Here is a 19,438-nt window from a genome sequence, read left to right as displayed (position 1 = left end):
AGATATCCGTGATCGCGAGGCTTACTCACTTGGCGAAAAAAAGCGACTTTTGTGGCTGACAATATCGTTGTCTGTATCTAGGCGCTGTGCCTTAAATTCAATGTCAAAGGCGCCGCGCACTTGTTGCTGAGCCTCAGCGCGAAGCGTGATAGGGATATCGACGACCTCACCGCTAAGTACTTGGAATTCAATTGAGCCTATCAGTTTCAATTCCTTTGGAGCAACAACCGATAATTGGTAGCGGTGCGACTGTTGGGTTTTATTGGCGACCTTCAATGTGTAGCGATTATCTATATCACCGTTTTCTTGTTGATAATATAGGGCTTGGCGATCGCGCAATACACCGAGTTCGATGGTGTCTCGATCGGCAATTCGGTAAGTCAGTAGTCCACACATAATGACCACCGCTGAAATGTAGCCAAGTAAACGTGGGCGTAAAATTTTTGATGGCTTACCGGCTAAGGTATTCTCTGTGGTGTAGCTAATTAGGTCCTTAGGATAGTGCATTTTTTCCATTACAGAGTTGCACGCGTCTACGCATAGCGCGCAGCCGATACACTGGTATTGTAAGCCGTCGCGAATATCAATGCCGGTAGGGCATACCTGCACGCAGAGCTGGCAATCGATGCAATCTCCTAAACCGACATCGGCGGATTGTTCGTTTCGCTTGCGCGAACCGCGCTTTTCACCGCGTTTTTGGTCATAGGAAATAATGAGTGTGTCGGGGTCGAACATAGCTGATTGAAAGCGCGCGTACGGGCACATATAAATGCAAACTTGCTCTCGTAGCCAGCCGGCATTACCGTATGTTGCTAAGGTGAAAAAGGCGATCCAAAACACTGCCCACGGGTGTATGTCCAGCGTAAAAAATCCATAACTTAAATCGATAATAGGCGTGAAATATCCGACAAAAGTAAAGCCGGTATAAAATGCCACGGCTAGCCACATGCTGTGTTTAATGAATTTTTTGGCAAATTTATTTGCGCTCCATGGGGAGGCATCTAGCTTGATACGTTGATTGCGACTACCTTCGATTTTTTGCTCGATCCACATAAAAATACTGGTCCACACGGTTTGCGGACAGCTAAAACCACACCATACTCGGCCGGCAAAATTCGTTACCGTAAACAGCGCAAAAGCAGCAATGATGAGTAACCACGCTAACATGGTTAGGTCTTGCGGCCAGAAGGTGAGGCCAAGCACATTAAACTGTCGTGCAGGCAGGTCGAATAATACGGATTGTCTGCCGTCCCACTGTAGCCAAGGTAGTAGAAAATAGCCCATAAGCAGTGGCCAGCCGGTCAGCGTTCGAAGCCGTTGAAAATAGCCCTCTATTTTGCGCGTGTAGATTTTTTCACGCTTTTGGTAGAGGTCGAGCTCAGACACTTCCGCTGGTACAAATTCTTCGACGGGTATCCGGTTCGGATCATTGTCTGACGGCGCGCTACTTTCGTTGACGGGCGTATTTACATTCATTCCGGCGTTACTCTACGGCTCGCTGTTATCGGCTGGGCCGGCTTAATTGGTAGACATATGCTGTTAACAGATGAATTTTTTCTTCGCTGAGCTTGTCGTGGTGGGCCGGCATTTGTCCGTTGCGGCCGTTGGCAATACTTTGTTTAATTTGACCGGCGTCGCCACCATAAAGCCAGATGTTGTCGGCAAGATTTGGTGCCCCCATCATCTGATTGCCGCCGCCGTCTGGACCGTGACAGGCGGCACATAGCATGGCGAATTGCTTGCCGGCAGGAGTGGTGCTGTCAGCGCCAGTGCTACTTAAATTTTTAACATACTGTGTCATGGCCTCTAAACCATTGTTGTCGAGCATGTTTTTCCATGCGGGCATGACGCCGCTGCGGCCTTGATTGATAGAGGCGCGGATTTGCTCTGCGTCGCCGCCGTACAACCAGTCATGATCGCTAAGATTGGGAAACCCATAGCTGCCTTCGGCGTTGATACCGTGGCAAATGGCACAATTATTGGCAAAGATACGTTTGCCAAGACGCATTGCATTCCTGTCGCTGGCAAGGTTTGTGACCTCGGTGGCCATAAAGCCTTTATAAAGTTCTGCGGTTGCTTGTTCGGCTTCGGCGACTTCTTTTTCCCATTTGCCTACGGAAGTCCAGTTCAATAAGCCGGGGAAATTACCTAGACCGGGGAAGGCGATAAGATAAGCAACGGCAAAAACAATACTGACAACAAACATTTTAAACCACCACGATGGTAGTGGATTGTCGTATTCCTCAATGCCATCGTATACATGGCCGGTTGTTTGGTTTTCTTTTGAACCGGTGATTTTGCGATTGCTAAACAGTAGCCAGGTAATCAAAACAAGGGAGATTACCGTAAGGGCGATGATCCATATGCTCCAAAAACTACTCATTGCTGCTCTCCACTTTTTTGGTATGGGATACACTGCGACCAAGCTCATCGTCGGCAAAAGGCAGTAGGGCGGCATCCTCAAAGTAGGCTTTGCGGCTTTTACGAAATACACTGAAGCTCAAAGTAATAAAGGTAATGAATACCAGCAGTGTTGCTAGCGCTCTCAAGCTGTCTTGATCCATATTGATTATCCTTTGGCTACTAGCGTTTGTATTTGATCAGGGTGCCTAACTGTTGCAGATAGGCAATCATGGCATCAATTTCTTTTTTACCAGCTACCGCGGCAGCGGCACCTTCTATATCGGCGTCGGTATAAGGCACCCCGACCTTGCGCAGGGCGGCCATTTTTCTACCAACCATGTCGGCATCGATGGTGTTGTTAAATAGCCAAGGGTAGGCCGGCATAATCGATTCAGGCACTACTGCACGGGGATCGAATAAATGCGCGCGGTGCCATTCATCACTGTAGCGCTCACCTACACGGGCGAGGTCTGGGCCGGTGCGTTTGGAACCCCAGAGGAAGGGGTGCTCGTATACGCTTTCGCCCGCGACCGAGTAGTGGCCGTAGCGCTCGGTTTCAGAACGCATTGGGCGAATCATTTGGGAGTGGCAGACGTGACAACCTTCTCGAATGTAAATATCGCGGCCAGTTAACTGCATGGCATTGAGGGGTTTTAAGCCTTTGATCGGTTCCGTGGTTTCCTTTTGAAACGCCAGGGGCACTAACTCAACCAGAGCGCCAAAGCTAATAGCAATAATGATAAAAATAATCATTAGGCCGATATTTTTTTCTACGAGATCATGATTCATGCTGCCACCTCTGCAGAGCGATTAGCCTTGGATAACGCCTCACCGTTGCGAATGGTTTGCCATACGTTCCAGGCCATCACTAACATACCGAATAAGAAGATACAGCCGCCAATGAAGCGGACAATGTAGCCGGGGTGGCTTGCGAGTACTGATTCTGCAAAGCTGTAGGTTAGGCTGCCGTCGCTGTTATAGGCGCGCCACATTAAGCCTTGTACGATGCCGTTGACCCACATAGAGGCGATGTACAGAACGGTACCGATGGTCGACAACCAAAAGTGGAGGTTAATTGCTGGAATACTGTGCATTTTTTCCTTGTCGAATAGTACTGGTATTAAATGATAGATCGTTCCGATTGAGATCATCGCTACCCAGCCAAGTGCGCCAGAATGCACATGGCCAATGGTCCAGTCAGTGTAGTGCGACAGTGAATTGACGGTTTTAATTGCCATCATCGGGCCTTCAAATGTCGACATGCCGTAAAACGAGAGGGATACAACCAAAAAACGCAAAATAGGGTCGGTGCGCAATTTATGCCATGCGCCCGATAAGGTCATCATCCCGTTAATCATGCCGCCCCATGATGGCGCCAGTAGAATGAGCGACATCACCATACCCAAACTTTGCGCCCAGTCAGGAAGCGCTGTGTAGTGTAAGTGGTGAGGGCCAGCCCAAATATACACGGATACTAGCGCCCAAAAATGCACAATAGACAATCGGTAGGAATACACTGGTCGCTCAGCCTGTTTGGGCACGAAGTAGTACATCATGCCTAGAAAACCTGCTGTTAGATAAAACCCGACTGCGTTATGTCCGTACCACCATTGGATCATGGCATCTACTGCGCCGGAGTAGATAGAGTAAGATTTAGTTAGGCTAACGGGTACCGCCAAGCTGTTCACAATATGGAGAACGGCCACTGTGATAATAAACGCGCCGTAAAACCAGTTTGCTACGTAGATATGAGACATCTTTCGTCTCATGATAGTGCCGAAAAACACAATAGCGTAGGCGACCCAAACAAGGGTGATTAATATATCAATCGGCCACTCCAGCTCGGCATATTCTTTTGTGCTGGTGTAGCCCATGGGCAGTGAAATTGCTGCCAGTACGATAACAAGCTGCCAGCCCCAAAATACAAAGGGGATAAGTGGACCGCCAAACAGACGAGCTTGGCAGGTGCGCTGCACTACAAAGAAAGACGAGCCCATGAGGGCGCACCCACCAAAGGCAAAAATAACCGCATTGGTATGCAGGGGACGTAATCGTCCGAAGCTAAGCCATGGGGTGTCGAAGTTGAGCACCGGCCACACCAGCTGTGCGGCTAGCAGAACGCCTACAGTCATGCCGACAATACCCCATACGACCGCCATGACCGTGAACATTCGCACTGCATCGTAGTCGTATTGGGGTTGAGGATGTTGCGCGTCCATATGGATTCCTTTCGTCTTGAGTGCGGAAAATGTGCAGTGTCAGTATTATCCCAAGTCTTCATGGCTTACGTTTTGATTTAGATCAAAACTAGCAGTAGCTGGGGAAAAGAATAGGGTTTTGCTAGTGAGCTGGTGGTTTTAGCCGTCGATAAAAACCGGCGCCAGCCCCATTTCCCAGAGGATGACAACACTGCCCATAAGAGCCATAAATATCACCATGCACACCCCTACGACCGCTGAGGCGTATAGGAACCCGCGCTCTGCGGGTATTCCCATTACTGCGGGAATACCAATGTACAAAAGGTAAACCGCCCAACTAAGGCTGGCGATACCCAGCAAAAGGTCTAGCCAGAAAATGGGGTAGAAGCCACATAAACCGGCAATAAAAAGAGGGGTTGCGGTGTAGCTGGCTACAACCATGCCTTTGGTCATACTGGATTGGCTGCCATAGGTTTCAGCCATCCAGTGAATGAAGTACCCAATAATGGCGAGTGAACCGAGCATGGCGATATAAAAGGCAATGACAATGCGTAAAGCGCTGGCTTCGGTGAGTAGAACTATCTCGCCGTCACCTACTGTCCAGCCTATTTTGGTGGCGCCGTAATACCACGCAACACAAGGGCCTAGGGCGAAAATAATGGCGTAAAGTAGCTTGCCGGAAAGAGCTGTGTCAGGCAGCTCGCCCACAGTGTGCCACTGCTGACGAGGGCTTAATAGAAACCCCAATGGGTTGCTAACCAGTGTAGCCATGTTTTCTGCTCTCTTGTGTTTTTGTCTCTATTGGCACGATAACAGCATTATCCGCAGGCCTAATTGATTTATGTCAATTAGCCCGTTGATAAAAGCCGGTACTGCCAAATTACTTATTATTTTGAATTATTTTATAGTTCTAGTTTGCTAAAGATGCAACTCGTTTAAGTGCATCAATATCCAAAACTAAGATCTCCTTTTTATTGATTTTTATGAGTCCTTGCTTGGCAAAGCGACTGAATACTCGGCTGACCGTTTCAATAGTGAGGCCGAGGAAGTTGCCTATATCTGTGCGTGACATAGGAAGCCGAAAACTGAAGGCCGATAAGTTGCGTCTGGCGTTGCGCGCCGAAATACTTACCAGCAAAGACGCGAGCCGCTCTTCTGCGCTGTGCTTGCTAAGTAAGGTAATATGGCGTTGATCCTCAACAATTTCTTGGCTTAGCAATTTAAAAAAATGCTTTTGCATATTGGGTAAACGGCCGCTTAAGTCTTCTATTTTTGAGAAGGGAATTTCGCAAATTGCCGACACTTCCATGGCTTGCGCGGAATTTGCGTAGCGATTTTGGCCAATGCCATCCATGCCAAGTATTTCGCCTGGCAAATAAAAGCCGGTGACTTGTTCTTCGCCCTTGTCGGACACACGATAGGCTTTTACTGACCCTGAGCGCACTGCAAAAATAGAGTTGAAATTGTCACCCTCGCGATAGAGGAGTTCGTCTGTTTGTAGTGGACGGCCTCGCTGTACGATCTCGTCAAGTTGTACAACCTCGTCTTGTGCCAAGGCCAGCGGGAGGCAAATTGCACTGAGCCGGCAGCTTGAGCAATTTTGTCTCGCGTTATGCGGGCAAATCTTGTCTTCGGTGCTGTGTGCGCTGCTTGTAATCACATGGACGGCCTTGGTTATTACCGCAAATGGGTAGCCATCAGTTTTACTTAAAGTGCCGCTAAAATTCAAGCTTTTAACGGTTTTGGCCAGCTATGCTGCCTAAAAGTGGTGGCTTGTATAGCGATGACATTAGACCGTTTTTGAGTAGGACTGTGTGCCTTTGTGTAAATATTGATCAAATACCATACAGACATTGCGCAGCATTAGTCTTCCGACATCGCTAACGAGGATACCGTCGGCAGATATAGTTATTAAACCGTCTTGTTGCATTTCCCTTAGTGTCGGTAGCAGGTCGGCAAATTTCTCCCAAAATGAGTGTTTAAATTTCATCAAAAATGCATAGGCAGAGACGCCAAGGTTGCAAGCAAGCTCCATAATCACGTAAGCACGTAGTTCGTCTTCTGGTGTTTTGACCAGTCCTTTGTCAATCGGCAGTTGGCCGGCATCGAGTTTTTGGTAGTAGCTTGCTAAGTCTTTGTTGTTTTGCGCATAGCAATTGCCGATGGAGCTGATGGCAGACACACCAATACCGAGTACATCGGGGGCTAGACGAGTTGAGTAACCTTGAAAGTTACGTTGCAGACGACCTTCTTTTTGGCAGCGTGCTAGCTCATCGGTGGGGCGAACAAAATGATCCATGCCAATATAAATATACCCAGCTTCGCTTAAACGCTTGTTAGCCAACAGAATCATGGCAAGTTTTTCGTCACTGCTAGGTAAAGTGTGGCGCTCAATTGCGCGCTGAGGCGGAAAATGCTCCGGAAGGTGGGCATAGTTGTAGAGTGATATTCGATCTGGCTGTAGCGCGATTACATCGTCTAGACTGCGGTCTAAGGTTTCGCAGGTCTGCAGCGGTAAGCCGTAAATAAGATCAAAGCTAATTGAGTTGAAGCGTAGCGCTCTGGCGGCATCTACTAGCTGAAAAATTTGCTCTGTTCGCTGTACCCGATTGATGGCTTTTTGAACTTGGGGGTCCGTATCTTGGATGCCAAAACTCAAGCGATTAAAGCCCAGTCCGCGGAGTAGCGCCAGCCGCCTGTCATCGACTGTGCGGGGGTCAATCTCAATAGAGTATTCTCGTTGTTGACTGTCTTCGAAGTTGAAATGACTAGCTAGAAGATGAATTAATTCGGTTAGCTCAGCGTCGTCTAAATACGTTGGCGTGCCTCCGCCAAAATGCAGTTGGCTAACTTTGCGAGGTGCACAAATATGTTTAGATAGTAGCTCAATCTCAATGGCTAAGTGGTCTAGATATTGACGAGTAGCATTGGGGTTTTTAGTAACTATTTTATTGCAGCCGCAGTAGTAGCATAGCCAGCGACAGAATGGGATGTGGACGTAGAGAGACAAAGGCGCTGCGTAGTTGCCGACCTTGTCCAGATGTTGCATGTAATTGGTGTCGGTGAACTCCTGCTTAAACTGCAATGCGCTTGGGTAGGACGTATAGCGGGGGCCCTGGGTGGTGTATTTGGCTACCAGCTCTGAATACGGTGTTTGTGTCGTCGTTGTGTAGTCAGATGATGCAACGGTTATGGTCATAGGGGGCTCGCTGGTTCACTGGGCATCGTTGCTGGTGGGTGACAAGCTGACGGCCGTCACATTGTTGGCGGTGTTCCTGTTGGCATTTGCTCGTAATTGCTCATTTACGGTGTGCCAATCGCTTTCATTGAAACGCTGCTTAATGGCGTCGAAAATATTTCGCTCGGCACGGATGTGACTAATTTGTTTTGCGCAATAGTGACGGCTAAGCTGCAGGGTTTGATGGGAGGGGGGCGATTCCAAGCTCTGACACTCTTGGTATATACCGCTTAATTCAACACTCAGTGCTTCAAGATGGGGGTGTTCTTTTAGCAACTCATTTACAGCTTTAAAACTAATACTAGGCTTAGATAACAGCTGATTAAAAAGTACATCTTCTGTCGGATGGTGCCATATTTCAGGGTAGACTCGGATGTAGTTAAGAATGTTAAGAATTTTCGTGCAGTTGTCGCCATTGCTGTAATGGTTAAGCTCATTACTTAGTGAATACATCATTTGCAATATACGATGGTGATCTTGTTCTAGTTGATCTAGTAAATACTGCATGACGAAGTCTCTCGAGGGATATACTACAGATCGCGTCTGCGGCTTGTTCCGCTGAATCTCAAATTTATCAGGGTTTGATTTTATCCATCTTGATATAGGTCAAGTGCCCTGCTTATAGTGTCACTTGGTTTTACGTTGCTGGGAATATCATGTCTTTAAAACACGTTGGTCTTAGGTTTGTAGATATTGAATCTTGCGTTGATGAGATCATACGTCGGCTGGGTAGCGATTTACGCGTCGCTATGCCGCTGGGTCTGGGTAAGCCAGTTGAATTAATTGATGCCTTGTATCGCCGAGCATGTGATGACTCTGATCTTTCATTGACGATTTTTACCGCACTTAGTTTAGAGCGCCCTCGGGAGAGCAATCCTATTCGCGGACGCTTGCTTAATCCTGTTTTTGACAGACTGTATGCTAATTACAGTGAGCCACTGTATCTGCAAGATGAGCGCAAAGGTCAACTACCGGCGAATATATCACTCTGCGAATTTTACTTTAAAGCGGGGAGTCGCTTAGGTCATGCTGCTGCGCAGCAGAATTACATTAGTTCTAATTACACTCATGCTGCGCGTGATGTAGTCGCCAGAGGTAGCAACCTTGTTATTCAATTACTAGCACGAGAGGGCGATAGGCTCAGTATGAGCTGTAATCCCGACACTTCGGCCGAGGTAGTTGCGCGCTTAAATGATGAGGGCCGAGATTATGTGGCAGTGGGCGTGGTGCACCCCGATTTGCCCTTTATGTATGGTGACGCCGAAGTTGATGCTGATCAGTTTGATTTTTTAGTGGCAACAGATAGTGAGCAGCACGGTTTATTTCAAGTGCCGCATTTAGCGCCGATTCCCGATACTGACTACGCTATCGGTTTGCGGGCGAGTGCGTTAATTGCGGATGGTGGAACCTTGCAGCTTGGCATTGGCGCAATGGGCGATGCGATAGTTCAATCAGTATTGCTCCGACATCAGCGCAATGAAGACTATCGCGAGTTATTGAAAAAATTTGATGTCGATGAGCATTGCGCGCAGTTAGTGGAAACCGTTGGCGGGCGCGGTGTATTTGAAAAGGGTTTATATGGTGCGACGGAAATGTTTGTGGAGGGGTTTCTGCATTTATTTCAGGGTGGCATCTTACGTCGTCCGGTCTATGATTTTTGGGCCTTGCAACAACTTATCAATCTTGGCCAGTGCAATCCGGAACAACTAGATCCGGCGTGCTTAGTGGCGATGGCGGAGCTGGGGGTGCGTGAGCTTAGGGGTAAAGACTTTGATATCTTGCAGTATCACGGTTTTTTTAGAGACGATTGCTACTATAAAGAAGGGCAGTTGTTTTCGTCATCGGGTGTATCTTGTGCGGCAAATATGGCCAACCCTACTAGCCAGCAGTTCATAGCAACACACTGTTTGGGCTCGCAATTGCGTAACGGCAAAGTCATGCACGGCGGCTTTTTTTTAGGGAGTGACGCATTTTATCGCGCGCTTCGGGATATGCCAGAAGACGAACGACGCAAATTGGCAATGTGCGGCGTCGATAAGATTAATCAGTTAGATCAAAATCCACGCTTATATAAGGCGCAGCGCCAAACAGCGCGTTTTATTAATACTGGTCTGAATGTGAGTCTAAACGGCGCAGTAGCATCTGATACCTTGGAGAATGGCCAGGTATTGTCCGGTGTGGGAGGGCAATACAATTTTGTGGCGATGGCGCACCAGCTTGGGGGCGGGCGCTCGGTGTTGATGATTCGCGCTAGTCGCGTACAGGGTGGGAAGGCGCTATCTAATGTTGTCGCTAGCTACGGCGCCTGCACTATTCCTCGTCATTTACGGGATATTGTCGTCACTGAGTATGGCATTGCAGATTTGCGATCGAAAACCGACGAAGAAGTTTGTATCGCCCTAATAAATATTGCAGATTCGCGTTTTCAAGATGAATTGCTGGCAGCCGCGAAGACCGCCGGAAAGCTATCACCATCATATACAGTGCCATTGCAGTTTAGGAATAATCTTCCCCATGTGATCAGTGCCAAGGTTGCATGGGCGCGAGCGAAGGGTATGATGCCGGCATATCCCTTTGGCTGTGATTTCACTGAGGCGGAATTGGACGCGGCGAAATGCTTAAAAGCGGCCGCAGATTTGAGCTTGACCCAGAAGATCGTCGCCATAATAAATGGCGGCGAGGAGACGGAATTAGCGAGCCGTATTTTGTCGGTATTAGGGCTTTGTGAACCGCTGGGATTTAAAGATAAATTGATTAAACGCCTGATTCAGCGGCTAGCAAGATAAAAATTTTAATTGAATTGCGTCTAACGACTAAAATATATTGCGATGACCGTCACAAAATGAGCTATTTATTTGACTCGTTAATATGCTTAAAAATATCGATATGTATTTGTTTTTATTGATAATAAAAATTGTGTTCTGCCATAGTTTAGGGGATATACACACTCCCAATTTGAGTGATTATTAACTATTGTACATGTCAGGGTTAATGTTACCTCTGTATTTGGGTCAGTATTTTGAGCCATTTGGCGGTGACGCATTTAGTACAATAGGTGTAACGTGAATAAAAAATTAGCAAGCTATGCATTCTGTTCAATATTTTGCGCGTCGGCATCCTCGGTGTTTGCAGAGTCAGAAAGTTGTTTAGATTGGGAGGTGCAGACCTTTCCCGCTAGCTCAGCAAATTCCAGCTGTTCTTACTTTAACCACGATAAAGTATCAACGCGATTTACCGTTCACAATGTGTGTGATACCAAGGTGAGTGGTGTCTTTAGTTACTACAAAGAAGATATGAATAATAAATCCGTGATGAGTGTGCAGCCCTTTGCTGTTAATCCCGGTGCTAGTCAAGAAATTGCTAATCCCTGTGGCTTACAAAGTAGTGCCGCTTATCAAGTCTCGCAGGTTACTTCTTTTGAAGGTGATTTGAGCGTGAAATAGTTACGCTCGGTTCATTAAAGTTTAAAAACTTATCGTACTTTGATGTCTTAGCTTGGCTAGGTGGTGGGTGGACCGGAGCGAGATATCGCTCCGGTCCACTAGCCTTAGTTACCGATCACTTTGTTGCCATTGATTGACAGGCTTACGATGACGTTTTCGGTGTCGCCTGCAACAGATTTAACGAAGAATCCATGATCAACCGAAATCCACGTTGTACTCGTGCCGCTATTGTTTCCGTCGAAGCTGGTGGTTTGAGTGAATTTACACGTTTCAAACGTCCCCGCCGGTACGGTAATAGACTCACGACCTACGTAAGTGCGGTTATCAACTACGTTTGTGGTAATCGTTTGGGTGGGTAACTGCGTACCGCCAAATGAAGATTTTGTTTCAGTTGTTTGAACATAGCTGTGTGAATAGCTTTGACCAGCAGTTAGATTAAAGCGATCTTCTTTTGGAGGATCTTGCGAGATAGTTGCTTGCACAGTTACGCCACTTTCTGTTGTCGCATCAGGTACAACGCCATATACCAGCAAGGTGGTGTTATTGTCCGTGAGGCCAGTATAGGTATAAGTAATTGAGTCAGAGTTAATTTCTGGGTTCGTTGCAGAGCGAGCCTTCACGACAGATTTACTTTCAGTCGCTTGGCGTCCTTTAAACGTCGCAGTTCCTAGCACATCGGTAACCGCGGTTGTCAGCACTGTTGCGCCTTGAGCTGCATTTGTTGAGTTGTAGACGTGCTCAACATGTGTGCCGGCCTTGTCAGTTAACGGGTTTAAACAGGCTACTGCCGAGCCACCGCTGCTTACGCCGCCGTTATCACCACCGGTGTCGCCGCCGTTGTCACCACCAGTGTCACCTCCAGTATCTCCACCGGTGTCGCCACCAGTATCGCCGCCAGTGTCACCTCCAGTATCTCCACCGGTGTCGCCACCAGTATCGCCGCCGGTATCACCGCCAGTATCGCCACCGGTATCACCACCGGTATCGCCTCCGGTATCACCACCAGTATCGCCACCGGTATCACCACCGGTATCGCCTCCGGTATCACCGCCAGTGTCGCCACCATTATCGCCGCCAGTATCTCCACCGGTATCACCACCAGTGTCTCCACCGGTATCACCGCCAGTATCGCCTCCGTTACCTTCGTCAGCCGCTCCTAAATTCGTGGAGGTCGGATTGTTGTCGGCTGCGCTTCCTTCATAGTTGTAGTCATTGGCTGCGATTGACAGCGCGGAGCTCATGTCACTAATAAAGTCGGTGTAAGGCGTGGGGATGTCGATGCCGTTTGCTTTGCTATCAATTTTTCCGTCAACTAAGTCTTCAGCTAGTTTTCTCGTTATTGCTAGCGCCGGCGTACCTGAAACGTCGTCTTTTCCGAGCTCAGCCAATGCTGCAAGAATTAAGGCGTAGTTGCCTGATGCTGTAGCAGGTATTGAGCTATTGCTACCGTCAAGCAAAAGCGGTGCTGTCAGTATATTGTCGATGCTGGGTGCTAATACTGCTTTAATTTTATTATTTAGTTCAAGCACTTTAGAGCTTGTTAATGGGAAGGCAATTTCTCGGTTAGCTAATTGATAAGCTAACTCCGTTAAGGGGGTAATTGCCAATGCCTTAACGCTGTCTGCAATAGCGTGCAGTTTTGTACCAACGGGTAGGCTAACAAACGTGCCAAGAGCTTCATCGTAATAGGTGGTTTCTGCCGTTGCAGTAAGTACCGCGACAATGGGGCCGCTATAGTTTTCTATAGTAATATCAAGTAGGCCATCTCCACCGATTGTTCCACTTGCTAATAGCGTGCTGCCATTGTTTGAAAAGATCTGCGCATCGGCATTCATGACTAAGCCTAATGACGGACTTAGGGTCACGGTTGACGACGAGGTGGGATTTGGTGACGAGTTACGTGATACTTCGTCTTCAAAACATGCAACTAATACGCTCGCACTTACTACGGGAATTAGTGTTTTAACGATCCATTTCATTTGAAGCACTCCTGCGGTCCTTTTTGATTTTTGATGATTTACATAGCTAAGTTTCAGCGTCTTGTCGTAATTTTTCCGTCGGTATTGCCCTGGGCATCACATTCTTGGGCTTTCCCATTTTGTTGAGGTAAGCCGTAAAAGTTGATGTTTTTTAGCAATTGCGGAAGAAAATATTACTGAAACGTTCTGTTTCTACGTGCGTGAATTTAGAGCCAAGGAGCAGTATTTATGAATGGCGATATGCTCGCTACCCCCTGAATAGGGGGGCGATGAGGTGCTGCTGATGTGGGATGTGCGCGGTAAAGCCGGTAGATAAGGCCCCACAGCAAACTTGCTTGCGGGGCAAACTCGCTTAGCGCGCGGTAAAGCGATCTAGCGACATGGCCATTACGCTGTCGGTGCTGCTATTCATGCAGCCAGCGTGACCTTTGGCGCGGGGCAGTAGGCGAGAGAAGTAGAACTCAGCGGTTTCCAGCTTCGCTTCATAAAATGCCTTGTCCTCACCACCTTCAGCCAGTTTATTTGCAGCGACTTCGGCCATCATTGCCCAGTAGTAGGCCATAGACAAATAGCCGCTGTACATCAGGAAGTCAAAGGAGGCTGCGCCAACTGCATCGCGGTTTCTTGATGCGCGGGCAACCATTTTGACGGTGTGCCAATTCCAGGCCAAGGTGTAGCCGATTAATTTGGCTGAATAGCAGCGGCGCTTACCACTGATTAAATTCTTAAAGCCGAATTTATATAATTTTTTGCAGAAACCGCCGTAGAGTTTGAATCCATCTAATACAACTTTGCGACCGATAAGATCCATGGCTTGAATGCCGGTCGTACCTTCATACATGGTGGCAATGCGGGCGTCGCGATAGATTTGCTCCATGCCATGTTCTTTAATAAAGCCGTGGCCGCCAAATACCTGCATAGCATTACTGGCAGACTCTAGACCCGTTTCGGTTAAGAAGGCTTTTAGGATGGGAGTTAAAAACCCAAGCTCGTTTTCTGCAGCGTCGCGATCTTCCTGTGACTCTGCTTGCACCATGCGGTCAGAATATTTTGCTGCATCGTAAATCATGGCGCGCCCACCTTCCGCAAAAGCTCTTGCGGTTAGTAGCATACGACGCACATCGGGGTGGTGAATGATCGCATCGCCGGCTTTGTCTGGATTTTTAACGCCAGATAGCGAGCGCATTGAGTAGCGGTCTAGCGCATAGGGCAGGGCATTTTGATACGCCAATTCAGACGCTGCCAAACCTTGAATAGCAGTACCGATACGGGCGGTGTTCATGAAGGTGAACATCGCATTCAGGCCTTCGTTCTCTTGACCAAGCATATAGCCGGTTGCATCGTCGAAGTTGATAACGCAGGTTGCGTTACCGTGAATACCCATTTTATGTTCAATGCTGCCACACTTCACACCGTTGCGGTCGGTGATCGTGCCGTCTTCGGTGGTGTTGAATTTGGGCACGATGAATAGTGAAATTCCTTTGGTGCCTTCTGGTGCACCAGGGGTACGGGCGAGCACAATGTGGATAATGTTTTCCGCTAGATCGTGTTCACCTGCAGAAATAAAAATCTTGCTGCCAGTAAGTTTATAGCTGCCATCAGCTTGGGGCTCGGCTTTACTGCGCATTTGGCCGAGGTCAGAGCCGCAGTGAGCTTCTGTCAAACACATGGTGCCGGTCCACGTTCCTTCGCATAATTTGCTTAAATAAAGCTGCTTTTGCGCTTCGGTGCCGTGCACATAAAGGGTGTTCATCGCGCCTAGGCTAAGACCGGGATACATTCCCCAAGACCAGTTAGCGGTGCCAACTAGTTCAGATTTAATTAGGCCCATAGACATAGGTAGACCTTGGCCGCCGTATTCAACGGGGTGAGACAGACCTTGCCAGCCGCCTTCAACCCACATTTGGTAGGCCTCTTTAAAGCCCTCTGGCGTAGTCACTTCACCATCATTCCACTGGCAGCCTTGCTCGTCGCCAACTTGGTTTAGTGGTGATAGGACTTCTTCTGCGAATTTTGCCGCCTCGAGGGTAATGGCTTCTACCATATCGGGTGTTGCTTCAGCGCCCGCAGGAATAGTTTGGTAATGGGCGTTGAAGTCCAGTAATTCGTTAATAACGAAATTGATGTCGCGTACTGGAGCTTTATATGTAGTCATAATGTGCCTCTGCTGTTCCCGTTTATCGGGGATCAATTACGGATTGAAGCATAACGGATGCACCAAAGGGGTAAATTGGCCGCTTTGAGTCAGAAAGATGACGATTCGGTCAATGCCTCTAGGGCGCAAGCGTGTGCAACAGGATAGCGCTATCACTTGTCAGAGCTGTTACTTTCAATTGTCGCGTGTGCAGTAGTTGCCGCAAAGGCTTGAGCCGTATGCTCTGCAGCGCGATACTGGGCCTCTTCCGCAAGGAGAATACTATGCAAGTTGAATACGCCGTGTGTTTTGAAAGGCATCCCCTGCCTGCAGGAGGGTATTTGGCCCAGCTTACACTTAATGCGCCAAGTCGTTTGAATGCATTAAGTTCTGAAATGGTGACCTTGCTGCATCGCTTACTACTGGAAATTCGCGATGATGCTGAGGCTGTGGCGGTATTTATAGATGGCGCCGGTGAGCGGGGCTTTTGCGTGGGGGCGGATACCTTGCGACTCCGCGAGTCGGCCCTCGCCAACCCGGGTGGTGCGGCGGTAGAGGCAGATGCATTCTTTGCTCATGAATACGCGGCGGCACATTTAATTCACCGTTTTCCAAAGCCGGTGGTGTGTTGGGGCAGCGGTATTGTGATGGGTGCTGGCTTGGGGCTTATGGCAGGCGGCAGTCATCGCATTGTCACCGGTAGCAGTGTGCTGGCTATGCCTGAAATCAGTATCGGTTTATTTCCCAATGTTGGCGCCAGTTGGTTTTTGGGGCAAATGCCGGGCGCTACGGGTTTGTTTACCGCTTTAACAGGGGCGCATTTGTCGCCGGCCGACGCCCTGTATGCGGGGTTGGCGGATTATTGTCTGCGCGATAACAGTAAAGAGCAGGTTTTACGCAGAATTATAAACTTAGACTGGTGCGATGATCCTGAGTGGAATGCCGAGCACTTAACCGAATGCCTCACCGATATTGAGGCCGAGCAGGGCGTAATACTGCAGCAGGCCTCATTGAAAGATCACCGAGCATGGATAGATGATGTCTGTAGCCTAGCGTCGCCATCGCTTATAGAGAAGGGGATCTGTGGCTATTCCGGCAATGCCGAGTGGCTGCAACTAGCCGCGCAGGGTTTGGCGCGGGGGGCATCGAGCACCGCGAAACTGATCTTTAGGCAGCTAGCTGAGGGCCGCAGTTTAAGTTTGGCCGATGTGTTTAAAATGGAATTGGTATTGTCATCGAATAGGGTGCGAGACCCCGAGTTTGCCGAGGGCGTGCGAGCGCGCTTAATTGACCGCGACCGCGATCCGCACTGGTGCTATAAGAGTATTGCAGAGGTACCCGACTCAGAAACCGATGCATTATTTTTGTCGCCGTGGCCGCAAAGCCCCTTGGATGCCTTGTTTGCCTTATAGGTTTCTTTCACGATAAATAGATCGCGCTATGTTTTTCAGCCACTGTCCCAGTTGCGGTTCTATTTAATTTAGTGAAAGCAAAATATCGCAAATATCTACAGCAGTTCGTCCAGAAATACATCTAGCTTCGGGTGCTCATGTTGTACACGCCTGACGCCACTGGCGAGAATTTTGTCGGCGCGCACGGGGCCAATGTTTTCGCAGAGCAAGACGTAGTATTGGTTTAGTAATTTTTGTAGCAATGCCGGAGAGGCATTGCCCAGCTCTAGGGCTTGACGGTTACCCAGCCAACACTGCAAGGCTTCTAAGGTGGGAAGCGGCAATTGCCGCTGGCGTAATGCGGCAAATAGATCGATACGCAGTTTGTGCTGCAATTCGTCGTCTAATTGGCTCATCATTGCCAGCATTAATTCTGCGAAGGCTTGGCTGGCGGAAACGGGGTTTATGGCCATACTTTCCGCATCACTACCGCGAGGATCGGCTAATAGCGTGGCGCTGTCTTGGCTCATCGCCTTGATTAAACTGCGTAAAATAGCCGAGCGCTTTTCCTTAAGATCCTGCGTCTGGCAAATATCTGCTACAAAGCGCTGTAACGCTAAACTTGGTTGATCGATATAACGGTTTTCCCAATGTTTTACCGCTTTTAATACCGTCGCTTCGTCCATAAATTCCTGTAGGCCGGAGTATATAGCGCGCCGGCGGTCACTGACGCTGCGCTGATTCATCGCTGTAGATCCATATTGCTGGCGCGATCTGCGGTATAGGCAATATCGCCGGAGTTAAATTCTGGATAGCCAATCTCGGCGTGTTCGCTTAGATCCAGACCCCGTTGTTCGTGCTGGCCGGGTGCGCGTAAGCCCATGAATAGATCAATGACAAAGTACATGATTAAGGCGCAGCTAAAAGTCCAAATAAAGCAGGCGCCAATGCCGATGAGTTGAACGGTAATTAATTTTCCATCAAACATATTTCCCGTGAAAAACATGCCGGCAGCGAGGGTGCCCCATGCTCCGGCAAAGCCATGCACCGAAACTGCGCCCACCACATCGTCAAGTCGCATTTTTAGCATCACTTGGCTACCTAACATACAAATAATGCCGCCAATACCGCCAGTGACGACGGCGTAGAGCGGTAGCATTGAGGCGCAACCCGCCGTAATGGCGACGAGGCCCGCAAGGCTGCCGTTAATCGTATCGGTTAGCAGGATAGGTTTGCGCATGAGCACGGCCAATAGCATGCTGGCGCAGGCTCCTGCAGCAGCAGCTAGTTGGGTATTTAAATTGATTAGGCCAATATCGACTGATGCGCTTAAGGTCGAACCGCCGTTAAAGCCAAACCAGCCGAACCACAATATGAAGCCGCCCAACGCGACCAGTGTGAGGCTGTGACCCCGCAGTTCTCGCGGTTTTCCGCTTTTATCAAATCGTCCCAAACGGGGGCCAAGTATGATTACCCCCGCTAGAGCGCACCAAGCCCCAACAGAGTGAACGACGGTAGAGCCGGCAAAATCTATGAAGCCCATTTTTGCGAGCCAGCCATCGGCGTTCCATACCCAGCTGCCAAAAATGGGGTAGATAGCGGCGGTGATGATTACGGCGCCCACTAAGTAGGCGTCAAAGCGAGTTCGCTCAGCCATTGCGCCACTGGCAATGGTGACCGCAGTGGCGGCAAACATGGTTTGAAATAATAGGGTGCCGTAGGTTGTGGGGTCGCTGTCGTTAATTAAAAACAAATCGGTGCCAATCAAACCACTGGGATTGCTCCCGAACATGAGACCGTAGCCCAGTGCCCAGAAAATAAGGGTGCCGATGCACACATCCATATAGTTTTTCATCACCACGTTTAGGGAGTTTTTGCTCCGCGACATGCCAGACTCTAATAGGGCAAAACCAGCCTGCATAAGAAAAACCAAGGCGCTAGCTGTGACCAGCCATACCATATTGGTGGCGGCGCTTAAGTCGGCAATGTCGTCGGCAAACACTAGCGAGGAAAAAAGAAGCGCAGAGAGCGTTAGGGTAATGCGTGCTGTTTTCATTCGGACCCTTCGTCTAATTATGGCGGCGCACTGAATCGGCGCAGCGCTAAGGTCCAGTGTGCAACTGCTGTGCCATAAGTGGATGATTAAATATAAGTAGTCCTGAATTAGGCGCTGGAATTTGAAGGCTTCTAGGAGATTTGAAATAAGCGGAGCACCCAATTGGTTCTTGGTGGCAATTTGTGTGCTTTGGTGGTGCGCTTTAGTGGCATTGAAAGGGTTTTTTGGTCATAGCTAAAATCAATGAATATAAGTGGAATAATTAATTTTATATATCAAATGGTAATCATTATCATTTGTTGTAAATCGCTTAGCAGCTCATAGGGGCTCGCCGCGAAAACAAACCATGTGTGAATGAAATGACCGAGGAGGCCATTATGAAAAAGACAATCAGTTTCGCCATGATGCATTTCTGTGTGGCTTTTTCCGTTGCTTATATTATGACCGGTAGCGTGGTGGTAGGTGGGATGTTGGCTTTAATCGAGCCAGCGGTGAACACAGTGGTGTTTTACTTCCACGAGAAAGCCTGGACACACTTTGACCGTCCGCCGCGCGCTTTGCGTGAAGATGCTGCAATGGCGGTGATGTGAATAAGT

The 19,438-nt window shown here is 48.6% G+C and carries 17 protein-coding genes; 4 read left to right on the top strand and 13 right to left on the bottom strand.

Annotated elements, in window-relative coordinates; genetic code table 11:
• Positions 1-21: 21 nt before the first annotated feature.
• The 9 genes from ccoG to C0068_RS17000 form a co-directional block, all read right to left on the bottom strand.
• Positions 22-1,476 (bottom strand): cytochrome c oxidase accessory protein CcoG, encoded by a 1,455-nt coding sequence (gene ccoG / locus C0068_RS17040; protein WP_103685686.1) that lies wholly within the window; start codon positions 1,474-1,476, stop codon positions 22-24.
• Positions 1,477-1,501: 25 nt separating this feature from the next.
• On the bottom strand, positions 1,502-2,383 hold the full coding sequence (ccoP, locus tag C0068_RS17035; protein ID WP_103685685.1) for a cytochrome-c oxidase, cbb3-type subunit III: 882 nt from the start codon (positions 2,381-2,383) through the stop codon (positions 1,502-1,504).
• The gene (locus tag C0068_RS17030; protein WP_103685684.1) at positions 2,376-2,564 is read right to left on the bottom strand and encodes a cbb3-type cytochrome oxidase subunit 3; all 189 of its coding nucleotides are present in this window, start codon (positions 2,562-2,564) and stop codon (positions 2,376-2,378) included. The genes ccoP and C0068_RS17030 overlap by 8 nt, the downstream gene beginning before the upstream one ends.
• Before the next feature lie 19 nt (positions 2,565-2,583).
• Positions 2,584-3,192 (bottom strand): cytochrome-c oxidase, cbb3-type subunit II, encoded by a 609-nt coding sequence (gene ccoO, locus C0068_RS17025; protein ID WP_103685683.1) that lies wholly within the window; start codon positions 3,190-3,192, stop codon positions 2,584-2,586.
• Positions 3,189-4,622, bottom strand: coding sequence for a cytochrome-c oxidase, cbb3-type subunit I (gene ccoN / locus C0068_RS17020; protein ID WP_103685682.1), 1,434 nt, complete (start codon positions 4,620-4,622; stop codon positions 3,189-3,191). The genes ccoO and ccoN overlap by 4 nt, the downstream gene beginning before the upstream one ends.
• A 138-nt stretch (positions 4,623-4,760) precedes the next feature.
• Positions 4,761-5,372: a Yip1 family protein gene (locus C0068_RS17015; RefSeq protein WP_103685681.1), complete on the bottom strand. Its 612-nt coding sequence runs from the start codon at positions 5,370-5,372 to the stop codon at positions 4,761-4,763.
• 139 nt (positions 5,373-5,511) lie between these two features.
• On the bottom strand, positions 5,512-6,258 hold the full coding sequence (gene fnr / locus C0068_RS17010) for a fumarate/nitrate reduction transcriptional regulator Fnr (RefSeq protein WP_103685811.1): 747 nt from the start codon (positions 6,256-6,258) through the stop codon (positions 5,512-5,514).
• A 132-nt stretch (positions 6,259-6,390) separates the two neighbouring features.
• Positions 6,391-7,800 carry an oxygen-independent coproporphyrinogen III oxidase gene (hemN, locus tag C0068_RS17005; RefSeq protein ID WP_103685680.1) on the bottom strand — a complete coding sequence of 470 codons (1,410 nt, stop codon included), beginning with the start codon at positions 7,798-7,800 and terminating at the stop codon, positions 6,391-6,393.
• A 15-nt stretch (positions 7,801-7,815) separates the two neighbouring features.
• Positions 7,816-8,346, bottom strand: a complete 531-nt coding sequence (locus C0068_RS17000) for a hemerythrin domain-containing protein (protein ID WP_103685679.1) — start codon at positions 8,344-8,346, stop codon at positions 7,816-7,818.
• 149 nt (positions 8,347-8,495) lie between these two features.
• Between C0068_RS17000 and C0068_RS16995 the strand changes: the two genes are divergently transcribed.
• Both C0068_RS16995 and C0068_RS16990 read left to right on the top strand, forming a co-directional pair.
• Positions 8,496-10,625: an acetyl-CoA hydrolase/transferase C-terminal domain-containing protein gene (locus C0068_RS16995; RefSeq protein ID WP_103685678.1), complete on the top strand. Its 2,130-nt coding sequence runs from the start codon at positions 8,496-8,498 to the stop codon at positions 10,623-10,625.
• Positions 10,626-10,901: 276 nt separating this feature from the next.
• Complete coding sequence (locus tag C0068_RS16990) at positions 10,902-11,282, top strand: hypothetical protein (RefSeq protein ID WP_103685677.1); 381 nt, start codon at positions 10,902-10,904, stop codon at positions 11,280-11,282.
• Positions 11,283-11,386: 104 nt separating this feature from the next.
• Here C0068_RS16990 and C0068_RS19600 read toward each other — a convergent pair whose 3' ends face one another.
• On the bottom strand, positions 11,387-13,261 hold the full coding sequence (locus C0068_RS19600) for a TapB family protein (RefSeq protein ID WP_199176212.1): 1,875 nt from the start codon (positions 13,259-13,261) through the stop codon (positions 11,387-11,389).
• Between the two features lie 352 nt (positions 13,262-13,613).
• The gene (locus C0068_RS16980) at positions 13,614-15,416 is read right to left on the bottom strand and encodes an acyl-CoA dehydrogenase C-terminal domain-containing protein (RefSeq protein ID WP_103685676.1); all 1,803 of its coding nucleotides are present in this window, start codon (positions 15,414-15,416) and stop codon (positions 13,614-13,616) included.
• A 263-nt stretch (positions 15,417-15,679) separates the two neighbouring features.
• Here C0068_RS16980 and C0068_RS16975 point away from each other — a divergent pair, with 263 nt between their 5' ends.
• The gene (locus C0068_RS16975; protein ID WP_158250020.1) at positions 15,680-16,807 is read left to right on the top strand and encodes an enoyl-CoA hydratase/isomerase family protein; all 1,128 of its coding nucleotides are present in this window, start codon (positions 15,680-15,682) and stop codon (positions 16,805-16,807) included.
• Positions 16,808-16,902: 95 nt separating this feature from the next.
• On the opposite strand, the gene C0068_RS16970 is transcribed toward C0068_RS16975, so the two are convergent.
• On the bottom strand, positions 16,903-17,532 hold the full coding sequence (locus C0068_RS16970; protein WP_103685674.1) for a hypothetical protein: 630 nt from the start codon (positions 17,530-17,532) through the stop codon (positions 16,903-16,905).
• Positions 17,529-18,842, bottom strand: coding sequence for an ammonium transporter (locus C0068_RS16965; RefSeq protein ID WP_103685673.1), 1,314 nt, complete (start codon positions 18,840-18,842; stop codon positions 17,529-17,531). The genes C0068_RS16970 and C0068_RS16965 overlap by 4 nt, the downstream gene beginning before the upstream one ends.
• Before the next feature lie 377 nt (positions 18,843-19,219).
• Here C0068_RS16965 and C0068_RS16960 point away from each other — a divergent pair, with 377 nt between their 5' ends.
• Positions 19,220-19,432, top strand: coding sequence for a DUF2061 domain-containing protein (locus C0068_RS16960; protein ID WP_103685672.1), 213 nt, complete (start codon positions 19,220-19,222; stop codon positions 19,430-19,432).
• The last annotated feature ends 6 nt before the right edge of the window (positions 19,433-19,438 follow it).

This window comes from Zhongshania marina (assembly GCF_002915595.1).
Taxonomy (GTDB): domain Bacteria; phylum Pseudomonadota; class Gammaproteobacteria; order Pseudomonadales; family Spongiibacteraceae; genus Spongiibacter; species Spongiibacter marinus_B.
This window is presented reverse-complemented; position numbering and strand designations above follow the sequence as displayed.

Bases quoted from the DNA above. Each gene is read 5' to 3' on its own strand.
- C0068_RS16965 (WP_103685673.1), bottom strand. From the start codon at position 18,842: ATGAAAACAGCACGCATTACCCTAACGCTCTCTGCGCTTCTTTTTTCC.
- C0068_RS16980 (WP_103685676.1), bottom strand. From the start codon at position 15,416: ATGACTACATATAAAGCTCCAGTACGCGACATCAATTTCGTTATTAAC.
- ccoO (WP_103685683.1), bottom strand. From the start codon at position 3,192: ATGAATCATGATCTCGTAGAAAAAAATATCGGCCTAATGATTATTTTT.
- C0068_RS19600 (WP_199176212.1), bottom strand. From the start codon at position 13,261: ATGAAATGGATCGTTAAAACACTAATTCCCGTAGTAAGTGCGAGCGTA.
- C0068_RS17015 (WP_103685681.1), bottom strand. From the start codon at position 5,372: ATGGCTACACTGGTTAGCAACCCATTGGGGTTTCTATTAAGCCCTCGT.
- C0068_RS17000 (WP_103685679.1), bottom strand. From the start codon at position 8,346: ATGCAGTATTTACTAGATCAACTAGAACAAGATCACCATCGTATATTG.
- C0068_RS16975 (WP_158250020.1), top strand. From the start codon at position 15,680: ATGCAAGTTGAATACGCCGTGTGTTTTGAAAGGCATCCCCTGCCTGCA.
- C0068_RS16970 (WP_103685674.1), bottom strand. From the start codon at position 17,532: ATGAATCAGCGCAGCGTCAGTGACCGCCGGCGCGCTATATACTCCGGC.
- ccoN (WP_103685682.1), bottom strand. From the start codon at position 4,622: ATGGACGCGCAACATCCTCAACCCCAATACGACTACGATGCAGTGCGA.
- ccoG (WP_103685686.1), bottom strand. From the start codon at position 1,476: ATGAATGTAAATACGCCCGTCAACGAAAGTAGCGCGCCGTCAGACAAT.
- C0068_RS16960 (WP_103685672.1), top strand. From the start codon at position 19,220: ATGAAAAAGACAATCAGTTTCGCCATGATGCATTTCTGTGTGGCTTTT.
- ccoP (WP_103685685.1), bottom strand. From the start codon at position 2,383: ATGAGTAGTTTTTGGAGCATATGGATCATCGCCCTTACGGTAATCTCC.
- C0068_RS16995 (WP_103685678.1), top strand. From the start codon at position 8,496: ATGTCTTTAAAACACGTTGGTCTTAGGTTTGTAGATATTGAATCTTGC.
- C0068_RS17030 (WP_103685684.1), bottom strand. From the start codon at position 2,564: ATGGATCAAGACAGCTTGAGAGCGCTAGCAACACTGCTGGTATTCATT.
- hemN (WP_103685680.1), bottom strand. From the start codon at position 7,800: ATGACCATAACCGTTGCATCATCTGACTACACAACGACGACACAAACA.